The following is a 13,164-nucleotide window of genomic DNA, read 5'->3' as shown; positions in this document are numbered from 1 at the left end:
ACCACGTCGCCTACGGGATCGTGATCCGGTTCTCGAGAGCGGCGAGCGCGATGTCGGTGCGGTGCTGGGCGCCGTCGAAGCTGACCGCGTCGACCAGGCGGTAGGCGGCGGCGCGGGCGTCGGCCAGGGTGTCGCCGGTCGCGGTGCAGGTGAGGACCCGTCCACCGGCGGTGACCAGGGCGCCGTCCTCGCGGCGGGCCGTGCCGGCGTGGATGACGCCCGCGACGCCGTCGGCGCCGGTGATGACGTCGCCCTTGCGGGCGGACTCCGGGTAGCCGGCGCTGGCCATGACCACGCACACGGCCGGGCCCGAGCGCCAGGCCAGCGGCGGGTCCTCGGACAGTTGCCCGACGGCGGCGGCGTGCAGCACCCCGGCGAGGGGCGTTTCGAGGCGGGCCAGGACGACCTGGGTCTCCGGGTCGCCGAAGCGGCAGTTGTACTCGATGACCTTCGGGCCCTGGGCGGTCAGCGCCAGCCCCACGTACAGCACCCCCGAGAAGGGCGTGCCGCGCTTGCGCATCTCGGCGAGCGTCGGCTGTACCACCGCCGCCATCACCTCGTCGACCAGCCCTGCGGGCGCCCAGGCCAGCGGTGAATACGCACCCATCCCGCCGGTGTTCGGGCCGGCGTCGCCGTCGCCGATGCGCTTGAAGTCCTGAGCGGGCTGCAGCGGCACGGCGGCGGTGCCGTCCGTGACGACGAACAGCGAGACCTCGGGGCCGGCGAGGTACTCCTCGACGACGACCCGCTCGCAGGCCGCGCCGTGCGCGAGGGCCTCGTCGCGGTCGTCGGTGACCACGACGCCCTTGCCGGCGGCGAGGCCGTCGTCCTTCACGACATAGGGCGCGCCGAACGTGTCGAGCGCCGTCGCCAGCTCCTCGGGTGTGGTGCAGACGAACGAGCGGGCGGTGGGCACGCCCGCCGCCCGCATCACGTCCTTCGCGAACGCCTTCGAGCCCTCCAGCCGCGCGGCCGCCTTCGACGGGCCGAAGCAGGCGATGCCCTTCGCGCGGACCGCGTCGGCGGCCCCCGCCACGAGCGGCGCCTCGGGGCCGACCACGACCAGGTCCGCGCCGAGGTCCACGGCGAGGGCTGCCACCGCGGCCGGGTCGAGCGCGTCGACCTCGGCATTCGTCGCGATGGCAGCCGTGCCCGGGTTGCCCGGGGCGCAGATCAGGTCGGTCACGGCCGGGTCGGCAGCCAGGGCGGCGGCGATGGCGTGTTCACGACCACCGGAGCCGAGCAGGAGTACGCGCACGCGACAGATTAAAGCAGGCTGTGCCGCACGACGTTCTCGTCACGGCCCGGACCCACCCCGACGATCGACACGCGCGTGCCGGCGAGCTCCTCGATCCGCTCGATGTAGCGCTGCGCGTTGGCCGGCAGGTCGCTGAACTCGCGCGCCTTCGAGATGTCCTCCCACCAGCCGGGGAGCTCCTCGTAGACCGGGGTCGCGTGGTGGAACTCGGTCTGCGTCATCGGCATCTCGTCGGTGCGCTTGCCGTCGATCTCGTAGGCGACGCAGAGCGGCACCGTCTCCAGGCCGGACAGCACGTCGAGCTTGGTGACGACCAGGTCGGTGATGCCGTTGAGCCTGGTGGCGTACCTGGCGACGACCGCGTCGTACCAGCCGGTGCGCCGCTCGCGGCCGGTGGTCGTGCCGTACTCCCGGCCGACCTTGCGCAGGTGCACGCCGTGCTCGTCGAACAGCTCGGTGGGGAACGGCCCGGAGCCGACCCGGGTCGTGTACGCCTTGGTCACGCCGATCACCTGGGTGATGGCGGTCGGCGGCACGCCCGCGCCGACGCAGGCGCCGCCGGCGGTCGGGTTGGACGACGTCACGAACGGATAGGTGCCGTGGTCCATGTCGAGCATCGTCGCCTGGGCGCCCTCGAGCAGGACCGTCCGGCCCTCCTCCAGGCCCTTCCACAGCACCTGACGCGTGTCGGTGATGTAGGGGCGCAGCCGCTCCGCGTAGGTCAGGTATTCCTCGACCGTCGCGTCGACGTCGAGCTCCTTGCGGTTGTACACCTTGAAGAGGACCTGGTTGCGCTCGCGCAGCACGATCTCGAGCTTCTTGCGCAGGATGCCCGGGTCGAGCAGGTCCTGGACCCGGATGCCCATGCGGGCGACCTTGTCACCGTAGGCAGGGCCGATGCCGCGGCCGGTCGTGCCGATCCGCGACGAGCCGAGGTAGCGCTCCACGACGCGGTCCAGGGCCCGGTGGTGCGGCATGATGAGGTGTGCGTCACCCGATATCATCAGGCGGGACACATCGACGCCGCGCTCCGCCAAGCCGTCGATCTCGATCAGCAGGATCTTCGGGTCGATCACGACCCCGTTGCCGATGACGATCGCCGCGTTGGGCCACAGCGCCCCCGACGGCATGAGGTGCAGGGCGAATTTCTGCCCGTCCGGCGTCACCACGGTGTGACCCGCGTTGTTGCCGCCGGAGTAGCGCACGACGTAGTCGACGTCGCCGCCAATCATGTCGGTAACCTTGCCCTTGCCCTCGTCGCCCCACTGAGCGCCGATGAGCACGATCGCTGGCATCGTCTGTTGCCCTCTCCAAAGGGTCGGGCGCCCCAGCGGGTCGCCCGGGGTGCCAGGCTAACAACCGCGTGAAAGGCAGGTTGACAACGGTGGTCGACGTGGTGGTGCTCGCGCTCGGCGAAGGCACGGACTGCGCTTGCGATGGAGGGTGCTCCGCTGCGCCACCAAGTCAGGTGCCGCCTGCCCAGTCATCCGCCCGCGCGTGCGGCACGCGTACCCCCATTCTTGCCTGCCGCGACGCGCTGCGCATGGCAAGCGCTCAGGTCGAGACGGTGGTCGCACACACCGACGCGGAGATCGACGCCGCCCTGAAGGCCCTGCCCGACGTGCGGCTCATCGTGGCGACCGCCGCCGACGGGCAGCTCCGCGCGGTCATGCGGCGGTTGGTCCGCATGTACGCACCTGCGCCGAGCAAACGGTCCCAGGCCGCGGACGCGATCCCCGACGACCGCACCCTGCCGGACCTGCCGCCGATCGGGATCCTGCCGCTCGGCCCGGACTCCACGGACCTCGTGACCCGGCTCGGCCTGCCCCGCGGGCCCGCCGACGTGGCCGCCGCCGTGCTCGGGGGCAAGATCCGCCGCCTCGACCTGCTCCGCAACGACGGCGGCGGGGTCACCCTCGACGGCGTCCTGGTCGGCGGGGTCGACGCGAGCGGCTCGGCCAGCACGTTCCTGGCCAGGGTCGAGGTCGACGACGCCGTCCTCGCCGACGGCACCGAGCCCGTGCTCATGTCGGTGGTGGCGAACGCGTCGCGGTACGCGACCGTCGACGGCCTGCCGCTGGTCCTCTCGCCCTCCATGGAGGACGGCGTCCTGGACGTGGCGGTGGCGGTGCCGCGGGCTTCCCGGTCGCTCTTCCGCCGCCCGCGCGTCGAGATCGAGGTCCGCCGGGCGAGCGGCCGCGCGGTCGCGATCACCCCGCGCGCCGACGTCCCCTTCGTCGACGACGGTGCCGAGACGACCCTCTCCCGCAAGCGATCCTGGTGGATGGAGCGGGCCGCCTGGGCCGTTTACGTGCCCTGATGGCGCCTTCGCATACGGTGCCGTCTCGCATACGGTGGGGGAGCGCGGGAGGGGAACAGCTGTGAACGACGCACTCTGGCCGCCCGACGAGGACATCTCGGGCCGGCGCACCGAACGGCCTGCCGAGCCGTCGCAGGACGACGACCCGGCGGGCGAGGTGTTGGAGCACGTCGGGTCGCCCTGGTCCCAGCCGCCGGCGCGGCGGCCGGAGCCCGCGAGGGCCGGACAGCACGAAGGCGACTCGGGGGACCCGGGGCCCTGGCTCGATATGCCGTCCGCGTATGGCGGGCAGGTCGGCGGCGGGATCCAGCACGGCCAACCGGTCCCTCACGTGCCGGTTTCGGGTGCTCCGGTCAGGTCCGCGTCGGTCGGGCCGGGCGCGGTGCCCGTCGCCGGCGCCACAGCGATCCCGGTCTCAGGGGCCGGCCCGATCCCTGTCTCGGGTGCGGGTGCGGTCTCCATGCCTGGTAGCAGTGCGCTGCCGGTCAATGGTGTGCCGGTGCCCCGGCCTCCGGTGACGCATCCCCCGCAGCCGGTGCAACCGCCGCTGCCGCCGCCTCCGGCCCCGCCCGCCCACCGGCCTCCACCGGCGCCGCCCACGCACGCCGCGCCGCCGACGATCGACCAGGCGCCACCGGCGTTGCCCACCTATGCCGGACCGCCCACCGATCAGGCGCCGCCGGTACATGAGCCGCCATCCATGGCATCGGCGCAGGTCGTGCCGCCCTTGCCACCGATGCCATCGGCGCCGACCGTGGCCCATCGGCCGCCGAGTGAGCCGCCGCCGGTGTCGAGCTGGTCGGACGGGAGCACGCCGACCGCGGAGGAGTTCTCGCGGCGCAGGCAGGCCAGGCCGGTCGACCCGGTCGCCGCCCGCGGGGTCCGTGGCGCGGTGGCGAAGGGCACGCTCGGCATGGTGTCGCTCGCACCCGGGCGGCGGGAGCTGGAGTTCCGGCACGACGTCGACCTCGTGCGGCGCAACTTCGGCGGGTTGCGGCAGGTGACCGTCGTCAACCCGAAGGGCGGCGCCGGCAAGACCGTCGCGGTGCTGCTCCTGGCGATGACGTTCGGGCAGAAGCGCGGCGGATACGTGCTGGCCTGGGACAACAACGAGACCCAGGGCACGCTCGGCATGCGGGCGCAGCAGGACTTCCACACCCGCACGGTCCGTGACCTGCTGCGCGACCTGGACCACTTCCAGGGCGCGCAGGGCCGGGTCGGCGACCTGTCGCAGTACGTCAGGGCGCAGGGCGAGGGCATGTTCGACATCCTCGCCAGCGACGAGTCCGCGACGGCCGGCGAGATGCTCACGGCGCAGTCGTTCGGGGAGATCCGCGACGTGGTCAGCCGCTTCTACAAGCTGATCGTGGTCGACACCGGCAACAACGTGCGCGCGGAGAACTGGCAGGCCGCGATCGACGCCACCGACCAGCTGGTGGTCACGATGTCCGCCCGCAACGACTCGGCCGAGACGGCGTCGAGGATGCTCGACCACCTGGAGCAGCACGGCCGCCGGCGCCTGGTCCGGCAGGCGGTGACGGTCGTGTCGATGCCGCCGAGCCGCCGGTACATCGACGTGCCCGCGATCACCAGGCACTTCGCCGCCCGCACGCGGACGGTGCTGCTGGCCCCCTACGAACGCTTCATCGACTCGGGGGAGCCGATCCGCTACGGCGGCCTCACCTCGGCGAGCCGCGACGCCTGGTTGAAGGTCGCCGCGGCCATCTCCGAAGGTTTGTGACCAGCTCCCGGGCCTGAAGCCCTATCGCAGCGCGGCGGTGGCGGCCGGGTCGCTGTCGTTGAGGAACTGGGCGCAGCGGTCGGCCTCCTCCTGCTCGCCGATCGACTCGGCGGCCAGGCCGAGCGCGCTCAGCGCCCGCAGGAAGCCCCGGTTGGGCTCGTGCGACCACGGCACGGGCCCGGCGCCGCGCCAGCCGCTGCGGCGCAGCTGGTCGAGGCCGCGGTGGTAGCCGGTGCGGGCATAGGCATAGGCGGTCACCGGCTCGCCGTCGGCGAGGGCGAGCTCGGCGAGCTCGGCCCAGGCGGCGCTGAACGCGGGGTGGGCCGCGGCGACATCCTTGACGTCCTTCTCGACACCGGCGGCGGCGGTGAGTTTCGCGGTGGCCTCGGGCTCGACGGGAAGCAACGTCGGTGATGGCTGTGGCAGCAGGTTCTGCATCCAGCCATTCAACCAGGTCGGCTGAACGGTGGAGGGAACGTCCCGCGACCGGGGGGTGTGCCCCGTTCGCGCGAGTACTAGAAAGGGAAGTCCGGAGCCTCCCCAGGACCCGGTTACGCGATGGCCCGATCTTCACGGTCGGGTCATCGCCCTTTACCGGGCCTGGCAAGATGACGTTCGTGCCCACTCCGCCCCCGCCAGACGTGGTAGCGCTGCACGACCACTCGCCGGACGAGATCGAGTCGCCGGAGGAGCTCCGGTTCCACCTGAGCACCGGCTCCCTCGCCACGAAGATCGTGCAGGGTCTCGATCTTGCCGCCGTGGACCTGACGAGCGTCGACGTGCAGGACACGCTCTTCATCGGCTGCCACTTCGCGGCCACCGACGCCGTCGTCGACCTGCTGCGGCGGCGGGCGGTGGTGGTCCCCGAGTTCGCCGGGGTGCCCTACCCGACGCATCCCTCGCAGCTGTACGTGCCGGACAACCTGGCCGCCGGGTTCGACTCCGACGGGTTCGCCGGCATGTTCGACACACTGGTCTACGAGCACTTCCGGACCACTGGCGGGGCCACCCCGGAGATCCGTGAGGCGATCGCGCAACGGATGCACGACTCCGGGATCGACGACGCCCTGGCCAACGTGACCGCCGGCTGGATCGGGGCGCGCGGTCCGGCCGCCGCGATCGGCATCATGGGCGGCCACGCCGTGCAGCGCGGCGCGCCCGACTACCGCAACGCGGCGGAGCTGGCCTGGCGGCTCTCCGGCGCGGACCGCCTCGTGGTGACCGGCGGCGGCCCCGGCGTGATGGAGGCCGCCAACCTCGGCGCGTTCCTCGCCGACCAGCCGCTGACCACGCTGACCGAGGCGATCGACCGGCTGTCGGTGGCCCCCGACTTCCACGACCACGACCCGTTCACCAGGGCGGCACTGGACGTGCGGGCCGCCTTCGCCCAGCCGGTCCCGCCGACGCCGGACTCGGTCGAGCCCGCCGACCAGGTGGCCGTCGACCCGGTGACCTGGGCCCGCCGCGGCGGCCTGGCCATCCCGACCTGGCTGTACGGCCATGAGCCCGCGAACCTGTTCGCCGCGAAGATCGCGAAGTACTTCTCCAACGCGATCCGCGAGGACACCATCCTGCGGCTGTCCCGTGGCGGCATCGTCTTCGCGCCCGGCATGGCCGGCACCGTCCAGGAGGTCTTCCAGGCCGCGACGAAGACGTTCTACGCGACCGACGGCGGCAGCGGCCCGTTCGTCTTCCTCGACGTCAAGCACTGGACCGAGCGCCTGCCGATCCGCGGCCTGCTGGAGCCGCTGCTGGCCGCGTCCCCGGTCGGCGACCTGCGCCACCTGCTGCACGTCACGGACGACGTCGCCGAGGCCGCCGAGCTGCTGACGCAATGAGCAAAGGGCCCGGCAGGTCGCCGGGCCCTTTCGAACGAGCAGGAACTACTTGGACAACGTGGTGCCGGTCGAGCGGAGGTGCTCGCAGGCCTCGACGACGCGCTGCGCCAGGCCGGCCTCGCCCGCCTTGCCCCAGGCGCGCGGGTCGTAGGCCTTCTTGTTGCCGACCTCGCCGTCGACCTTCAGCACGCCGTCGTAGTTGCTGAACATGTGCGCCGCGACGGGGCGGGTGAAGGCGTACTGCGTGTCGGTGTCGATGTTCATCTTCACCACGCCGTAGTCGAGCGCCTCGCGGATCTCCTCGAGCAGCGAGCCGGAGCCGCCGTGGAAGACGAGCGAGAGCGGCTTGTCCTTGCCGTACTTGGCGCCGACCGCGTCCTGGATGGTCTTGAGGATCTCGGGCTTGAGCTTGACGTTGCCCGGCTTGTAGACGCCGTGGACGTTGCCGAAGGTCAGGGCGGCCATGTAGCGGCCCTTCTCGCCGAGGCCGAGCGCGTCGACCATGGCCAGGCCGTCCTCGACGGTGGTGTAGAGCTTCTCGTCGATCGCGCCGACGACGCCGTCCTCTTCGCCGCCGACGACGCCGACCTCGATCTCCAGCACGATCTTGGCCGCGGCGGTGAGCGCCAGCAGCTCCTCGGCGATCTGCAGGTTCTCACCCAGGGGCACCGCCGAGCCGTCCCACATGTGGGACTGGAACAGCGGCTCCTCGCCCTTGGCGACCCGCTCGGCCGAGATGGCGAGCAGCGGCCGGACGAACTTCTCGAGGTTGTTCTTCGGGCAGTGGTCGGTGTGCAGCGCGACGTTGATCGAGTACTTCTTCGCGACCTCACGGGCGAACGCGGCGAAGGCGACCGAGCCGGTGACCATGTCCTTGACGGTCGGGCCGGAGAGGTATTCGGCGCCACCGGTGGAGACCTGGATGATGCCGTCGCTCTCCGCATCGGCGAAGCCGCGCAGCGCCGCGTTCAGCGTCTGCGACGACGACACGTTGATCGCCGGGTAGGCGAACGCGCCGGCCTTGGCGCGATCGAGCATCTCGGCGTAGACATCGGGAGAGGCGATGGGCATGACGGCGCTCCTTGGCTGTTTGGATCGTGCGGTGTTGGAGCCGGGCGTGCGCGGCTCGTCGAGGACCGCGCTGTCCTGCAACGGAGTATCTCGCAGCGCTCGGAACCCATGTAAGGCGGGAGGGTGGGCACAGGGTGAATTGACCGGCTCGGCAGCGTTACGACCGATTCGGTCGTACGGTTGGAGGGACCCGAGGGAGGACCGCATGACCCAGCCCGACGAGGACCTGCTGACGTTTGACGACCGGCTCGACCCTGACGTGCGCGACCCCGAGGCATCGCCGGCCGACGCCGCCGAGCAGTCGCTCCCGGCGAACCCGACCGACCGCGCGGCGGTGATCAGCCGCGCGCACCCTTGGGACGCCAACGAATACGACGCTGTCGAGCAGGACCGCGACGCCGGCCAGGACGACGAATACCGCTAGCCCACGACGTACTTGGGATGCGCGGTGACCCACTCGGGCACGGCGCCGTCGCGCATGGCGGCGAACAGGCCGTCGCCGCCGGGCAGGACCGCACGGTCCGGCCCGAGCGGCAGCCTCAGGCCCGGCACGCGCGCGGCGTCGAGGCCGCCGAGCACGCCGGCCAGCGCCGCCAGTGACGTGTCGCCGAGGTGCAGGTCGAGGGCGGACCCCGCGACCGGCAGCACCTTGGAGACCTTCACCGGGTCGTCGAGCCGGCGGGCCAGCGCGGCGAGGAACTGCCGCACGTGCGTGTCGCGGTCGTCCCCGCCGTTCGCGAGCGACTGATGCTGCCGGATGTAGTCGAGGGCCTCCCAGCCGGCGAAGTGGCGGCAGCCCGGCTCGTACACGACCGGCTGCATGCCGGACCGGAGCGGCACGACGCGACCGGAGGGCTTCTCATAACCCAGGTGCATGGAGACGGTCTGCTGATCCACGCAGAGGTCGACGCCACCCATGGCGTCCGTGACCCGTTGCATGCCGGCGAAGTCGATGACGGCCCCACCGTCGATCCGGACGCCGAGCAGGTTGCCCACGACGCGGGAGGTCAGCTCGTACCCACCGAAGACGAACGCGGTGCCGGCCTGCTGACGGCCGAAGTTGGGCACGTCGACGGCCACGTCGCGAGGGATCGACAGCTGATAGACCGTGCGGCTGTCCGCGTCGACGTGCAGGATCAGGATCGCGTCGGCGCGCACGGTCTCGCCGGCCGACTCGGGGCGCCGGTCGGTGCCGAGGATCAGGAAGTTGCGCACGTCGGGGACGCCCGCGTCGAGCAGCGACTCGGTGTGGATCGGCGCCGGGTCGGGCAGGGCGAGGGGCACCGATGCCACCAGTGCGATCGCCGCCACCAGCCCCAGCGCACCGGAGAGGCGGCGGCGGGCCCGGCGCCGGCGGGCCCCGGCGGCGATCGCCGGCCGCAGCGCCATGGCGTCGGGCACGTCCTGCTCGTGCTGCTTGAACGCCGCGGCCAGCGCCGAGGTGACGGCGTCGTTCATCGGGCGTCGCCGCCGATCAGCTCGGGGACGACCTCGGTGCGCAGCGTCGCGAGGGCCCTGGAGATCAGCGAGCGGACGGTGCCGATCGCGCAGTTGAGCACCTCGGCGATCTCGACGTCGCTGAGGCTCTCGTAGTAGCGCAGCACCAGGGCGGCCCGCTGCCGCCGGGGCAGCCGGGCGAGCCAGATCCACATCTGGTCGCGGTCGGCGTTGTCCTGGGCGTGGTCGAACACGACGGGCGCTTCCGGCAGCTCCGAGCGCAGCACCACCCGGCGCAGCCACGAGGCGCGGTGCAGGTCGATGTACGCGTTCGTGAGCATGCGCTTGACGTAGTGCTCGGGCACGCTGGCGGCGGCGATCCGGCGCCACTTGAGTTGCGCCCGGATCATCGTCTCCTGCACGAGGTCCTGCGCGGTGTGCGGATCGCCGGTGAGCATGACGGCATAGCGCAGCAGCGCCTGCAACCGCGCCTCGACGAACTCCTCGAACGTCACCCCAGACCCCCTCCCCTGACCCTAATGACGGGTCAAGGGAGGGATCTGTTGCGGTCGCTCAGGGAATCAACGGCGGGTGACCGGGATCCAACAGTCCGCGGTCGCGCAGTGCCTCGTACAGCGGCGTCGTCTGCGGATAGTGGCCCCAGTGGTGGTCGCCGTCGGTGCCGTTGTCGTGACCGTGGCCGCCGCCGATGTTCCCGACGCCGCCGAGCAGCTGCTGCTGGACCGGGTTCAGGCCCGACCACCAGGGGCGCTGCGGCAGGCCGGCGACATCGTCGCGGATGGCGATCCAGCGGTACGTGTAGCCGAGGAACACGCACCTGCGCGTGATCTCCGAGAGGTTGTCCGACCGTGCGTGCCAGATCCGCCGGTCGAAGAACACGACGTCGCCGGCGTCGACGGTGACCTGCCGCGCGCCGTCGGGCGTCGGCCACGGCACGTCGCGGGTCGGCGGGCCGGGCAGCCAGTTGGTCTGGTGGCTGCCGGGGACCAGGGTCAGGTTGCCCCGGCCGGTCTCCGAGACGTCGGAGAGCCAGTAGGCGAGCTTCACCGACAGCCGCGGCCGCGGGTCGGTCTCCAGCTCACGGTTCTGCCGGCCGCCGTCCTGGTGCCAGTGCCACCAGTCGGGCTTCGGCGCGGCGAGCGGCGGGTGCACGTCCAGGTGCGAGTGGTAGATGTGGACGTTCCACCCGAGGATCGACCAGACCAGCGGAAACGTCGCCGGGTGGTCGATCAGGTCGACCAGGTCCGGGTAGTTCGTGACCGGGCTGAGCAGGTGCAGGGAGCCGTCCGCGGCGCGGGGGTGCTGCCGGTGCGCGGTTTCGAGGACCGAGGCATAGTGGCGCACCTCGTCCGGGCCGAGCACGCCCTTGATCACCAGGTATCCGTCGGCGTCGAACTGCTCGCGCTGCTCGCGGGTCATCGGCGCCCAGGTCGCGGTGCCGTTGTCGGGCGCTGCCGCAATCGCTGACATCCCCGTCTCCAGTTCCGGCGCCGTCCACAGGCGCCCTCACCGCACCAGACGTGAGTGGCCTTCACTGTCGTGGTCGGCTGTTCGTCCGGCAATTTCTGGACATTCCGCGTGCAACGGTCGAACCCATCTTCGACGTCTTGGTAGAAAGGCGTCAGGCAGTGACGCGGAATGCCGGGTAGCCGACCACCCTGTCGCTCGGGCCGCCGGTGTCAGCGGACGTGGCGAGGGCCAGACACTCGGCGCGCAACCCTCGAAGCCGTGCCCAGGCGAGCAGGCCGCGCAGCGCGTGCCGGCCGCAGGCGTCGCCGGTGCCGATCCGCTCCGGGGCGAGGTCGGCGATGGCCGCCGCGGTGAGGGCGTCACGGCGGTGGGCGGCGGCCTCCGGCAGGTAGTGCGACAGGTCGGTGCTGCAGAGGATCACCGTGCCGGGTGCGGCGACCGCGTCGAGCAGCGCGGCGGTCGCGTCCGGATCGCCCTGCCCCACCACCACCGGCAGCAGTTTCCGCAGGTGTACCCGCAGCAGAAACGGCACCTGCACCTCGATCGAGTGCTCAGGGGCGTGCGGCCGGTCGTCGGCGACGGCGAGCCCACGGTCGACGAGCAGCTGGACGCCTGCCGTGTCGATCGCGATCTCCCCGAGCGGGCTCGCCCAGGCGGTGGCGGTGGACACGGCGGCGCCCCGCAGCGGCACCTGATGGGCGGGGCCGATGACGACGGCCCGCTCGAAGGGCTCGGCGCGGTCGCGCAGCTCACGGTAGGCGTGCGCGGCGGTTGGCCCGGAGAACCGGTGCCCCGCGTGCGGCACGACATACGCCACCGCGTCCGGCGGCGCGGCCCCAGCGGCCCCGAGCATCGCGTCCACCGATCCCGCCAGCCTCGCGGGATCGGCCGGGTAGAACGTGCCCGCGACCGCGGGCGGCCGGGTCGTCAAGCGACCGCGACCGGCAGGCGCCGGCGGCCCCACGCACCGGCCGGGCCGTCGAACACACCCGGCAGCTGGTGTCCACAGTGGACGCACTTGCCGTCGCCGGTCAGCTGGTATGCGCGCAGGTCGTACCAGTCGCGGACGATGACCGGTCTGTCGCAGCCGGGGCAGCGAGTGGTCCCGCCGTCGGGGTCGTGGACGTTGCCGGTGTAGACGAACCGCAGGCCGGCGTCCAGCGCGATCCTCCGGGCCCGCCGCAGGGTCTCCGGCGGCGTCCGCGGGATGTCAAGCATCTTGAAGTCCGGATGGAACGCGGAGAAGTGCAGCGGGACGTCGGTGCCCAGGTGCTCCAGCAGCCAGTCGCACTGGCGGCGCAGGTCGTCGTCGGCGTCGTTCTGCCCCGGGATGAGCAGCGTCGTGATCTCCAGCCACACGTCGGTGCCGCGCAGATAGTCCAATGTGGACAGCACCGCGTCGAGGCGGGCGAAGGTCACCTTCTCGTAGAACTTCTCGCTGAACGCCTTCAGGTCGATGTTGGCGGCGTCGATGTGCCGGTAGAACTCCTCGCGCGGCGCCGGGTTCATGTACCCGGCCGACACCGCCACCGTCCTGATCCCGGCCTCGCGGCAGGCGTCGGCGACGTCCATCGCGTATTCCATGAAGATCACGGGATCGTTGTAGGTGAACGCGATCGACCGGCACCCCAGCCGCACGGCGGTCGCGGCGAGCTGGGCAGGGTCGGCCTCGGCGGCGAGGGTGTCGACCTCACGGCTCTTGGAGATGTCCCAGTTCTGGCAGAAGCGGCAGCCGAGGTTGCAGCCGGCGGTGCCGAACGACAGCACCGGCGAGCCCGGCAGGAAATGGTTGAGCGGCTTTTTCTCGATCGGGTCGACGCAGAAGCCGGACGAGCGACCGTAGGTCGTGAGCACGATCTCGTCGCCCTGGCGCTCCCGGACGAAACAGAACCCGCGCTGGCCCTCGTGCAGCCGACACGCCCTTGGGCAGACGTCGCACTGCACCCGGCCGTCCGCCAACCGGTGCCAGTGCACGGTCGGCACCGTCGCCATAATCCCGACTCTACGC

12 protein-coding genes and 1 pseudogene are annotated in these 13,164 nt (G+C 71.9%); 4 read left to right on the top strand and 9 right to left on the bottom strand.

Annotation, left to right across the window (positions count from 1 at the left end):
- Positions 1-10: 10 nt before the first annotated feature.
- Positions 11-1,258, bottom strand: coding sequence for a phosphoribosylamine--glycine ligase (gene purD, locus ABZS58_RS03490; RefSeq protein ID WP_354777123.1), 1,248 nt, complete (start codon positions 1,256-1,258; stop codon positions 11-13).
- Positions 1,259-1,266: 8 nt separating this feature from the next.
- Positions 1,267-2,553: an adenylosuccinate synthase gene (locus ABZS58_RS03485; RefSeq protein ID WP_354777121.1), complete on the bottom strand. Its 1,287-nt coding sequence runs from the start codon at positions 2,551-2,553 to the stop codon at positions 1,267-1,269.
- Between the two features lie 68 nt (positions 2,554-2,621).
- Between ABZS58_RS03485 and ABZS58_RS03480 the strand changes: the two genes are divergently transcribed.
- Both ABZS58_RS03480 and ABZS58_RS03475 read left to right on the top strand, forming a co-directional pair.
- Positions 2,622-3,578 (top strand): diacylglycerol kinase family protein, encoded by a 957-nt coding sequence (locus ABZS58_RS03480; RefSeq protein WP_354777119.1) that lies wholly within the window; start codon positions 2,622-2,624, stop codon positions 3,576-3,578.
- Between the two features lie 706 nt (positions 3,579-4,284).
- Positions 4,285-5,319, top strand: a pseudogene (locus ABZS58_RS03475) (ParA family protein); the annotation flags it as partial.
- 21 nt (positions 5,320-5,340) lie between these two features.
- Here the strand turns inward: ABZS58_RS03475 and ABZS58_RS03470 are convergent.
- Positions 5,341-5,757: a DUF3151 domain-containing protein gene (locus ABZS58_RS03470; RefSeq protein ID WP_354777117.1), complete on the bottom strand. Its 417-nt coding sequence runs from the start codon at positions 5,755-5,757 to the stop codon at positions 5,341-5,343.
- A 179-nt stretch (positions 5,758-5,936) separates the two neighbouring features.
- Between ABZS58_RS03470 and ABZS58_RS03465 the strand changes: the two genes are divergently transcribed.
- Positions 5,937-7,157 (top strand): hypothetical protein, encoded by a 1,221-nt coding sequence (locus ABZS58_RS03465; protein ID WP_354777115.1) that lies wholly within the window; start codon positions 5,937-5,939, stop codon positions 7,155-7,157.
- Between the two features lie 45 nt (positions 7,158-7,202).
- Here ABZS58_RS03465 and fbaA read toward each other — a convergent pair whose 3' ends face one another.
- The gene (fbaA, locus tag ABZS58_RS03460) at positions 7,203-8,228 is read right to left on the bottom strand and encodes a class II fructose-bisphosphate aldolase (protein WP_354777113.1); all 1,026 of its coding nucleotides are present in this window, start codon (positions 8,226-8,228) and stop codon (positions 7,203-7,205) included.
- 205 nt (positions 8,229-8,433) lie between these two features.
- Between fbaA and ABZS58_RS03455 the strand changes: the two genes are divergently transcribed.
- Positions 8,434-8,652: a hypothetical protein gene (locus ABZS58_RS03455; RefSeq protein WP_354777111.1), complete on the top strand. Its 219-nt coding sequence runs from the start codon at positions 8,434-8,436 to the stop codon at positions 8,650-8,652.
- Here the strand turns inward: ABZS58_RS03455 and ABZS58_RS03450 are convergent.
- The 5 genes from ABZS58_RS03450 to amrS form a co-directional block, all read right to left on the bottom strand.
- Positions 8,649-9,686: an LCP family protein gene (locus tag ABZS58_RS03450; RefSeq protein WP_354777109.1), complete on the bottom strand. Its 1,038-nt coding sequence runs from the start codon at positions 9,684-9,686 to the stop codon at positions 8,649-8,651. The two genes, ABZS58_RS03455 and ABZS58_RS03450, sit on opposite strands and share 4 nt — an antisense overlap.
- Positions 9,683-10,180, bottom strand: a complete 498-nt coding sequence (locus ABZS58_RS03445) for a SigE family RNA polymerase sigma factor (RefSeq protein WP_354777107.1) — start codon at positions 10,178-10,180, stop codon at positions 9,683-9,685. The genes ABZS58_RS03450 and ABZS58_RS03445 overlap by 4 nt, the downstream gene beginning before the upstream one ends.
- Positions 10,181-10,238: 58 nt before the next feature.
- On the bottom strand, positions 10,239-11,156 hold the full coding sequence (locus ABZS58_RS03440; protein WP_354777105.1) for a phytanoyl-CoA dioxygenase family protein: 918 nt from the start codon (positions 11,154-11,156) through the stop codon (positions 10,239-10,241).
- 151 nt (positions 11,157-11,307) lie between these two features.
- Entirely contained in the window at positions 11,308-12,087 is a 780-nt protein-coding gene (gene amrB / locus ABZS58_RS03435) for an AmmeMemoRadiSam system protein B (RefSeq protein WP_354777103.1), read from the bottom strand.
- Positions 12,084-13,148 (bottom strand): AmmeMemoRadiSam system radical SAM enzyme, encoded by a 1,065-nt coding sequence (amrS, locus tag ABZS58_RS03430; protein WP_354777101.1) that lies wholly within the window; start codon positions 13,146-13,148, stop codon positions 12,084-12,086. Before amrS ends, amrB begins: the two co-directional genes overlap by 4 nt.
- Between the last annotated feature and the right edge of the window lie 16 nt (positions 13,149-13,164).

Source organism: Dactylosporangium sp. NPDC005555 (assembly GCF_040605635.1).
Taxonomy (GTDB): domain Bacteria; phylum Actinomycetota; class Actinomycetes; order Mycobacteriales; family Micromonosporaceae; genus Dactylosporangium.
Note: the sequence above shows the minus strand (reverse complement) of the source record. Positions and strands in the feature narration are given on the sequence as shown.

Bases quoted from the DNA above. Each gene is read 5' to 3' on its own strand.
- amrS (WP_354777101.1), bottom strand. From the start codon at position 13,148: ATGGCGACGGTGCCGACCGTGCACTGGCACCGGTTGGCGGACGGCCGG.
- ABZS58_RS03455 (WP_354777111.1), top strand. From the start codon at position 8,434: ATGACCCAGCCCGACGAGGACCTGCTGACGTTTGACGACCGGCTCGAC.
- ABZS58_RS03470 (WP_354777117.1), bottom strand. From the start codon at position 5,757: ATGCAGAACCTGCTGCCACAGCCATCACCGACGTTGCTTCCCGTCGAG.
- ABZS58_RS03440 (WP_354777105.1), bottom strand. From the start codon at position 11,156: ATGTCAGCGATTGCGGCAGCGCCCGACAACGGCACCGCGACCTGGGCG.
- fbaA (WP_354777113.1), bottom strand. From the start codon at position 8,228: ATGCCCATCGCCTCTCCCGATGTCTACGCCGAGATGCTCGATCGCGCC.
- ABZS58_RS03485 (WP_354777121.1), bottom strand. From the start codon at position 2,553: ATGCCAGCGATCGTGCTCATCGGCGCTCAGTGGGGCGACGAGGGCAAG.
- ABZS58_RS03450 (WP_354777109.1), bottom strand. From the start codon at position 9,686: ATGAACGACGCCGTCACCTCGGCGCTGGCCGCGGCGTTCAAGCAGCAC.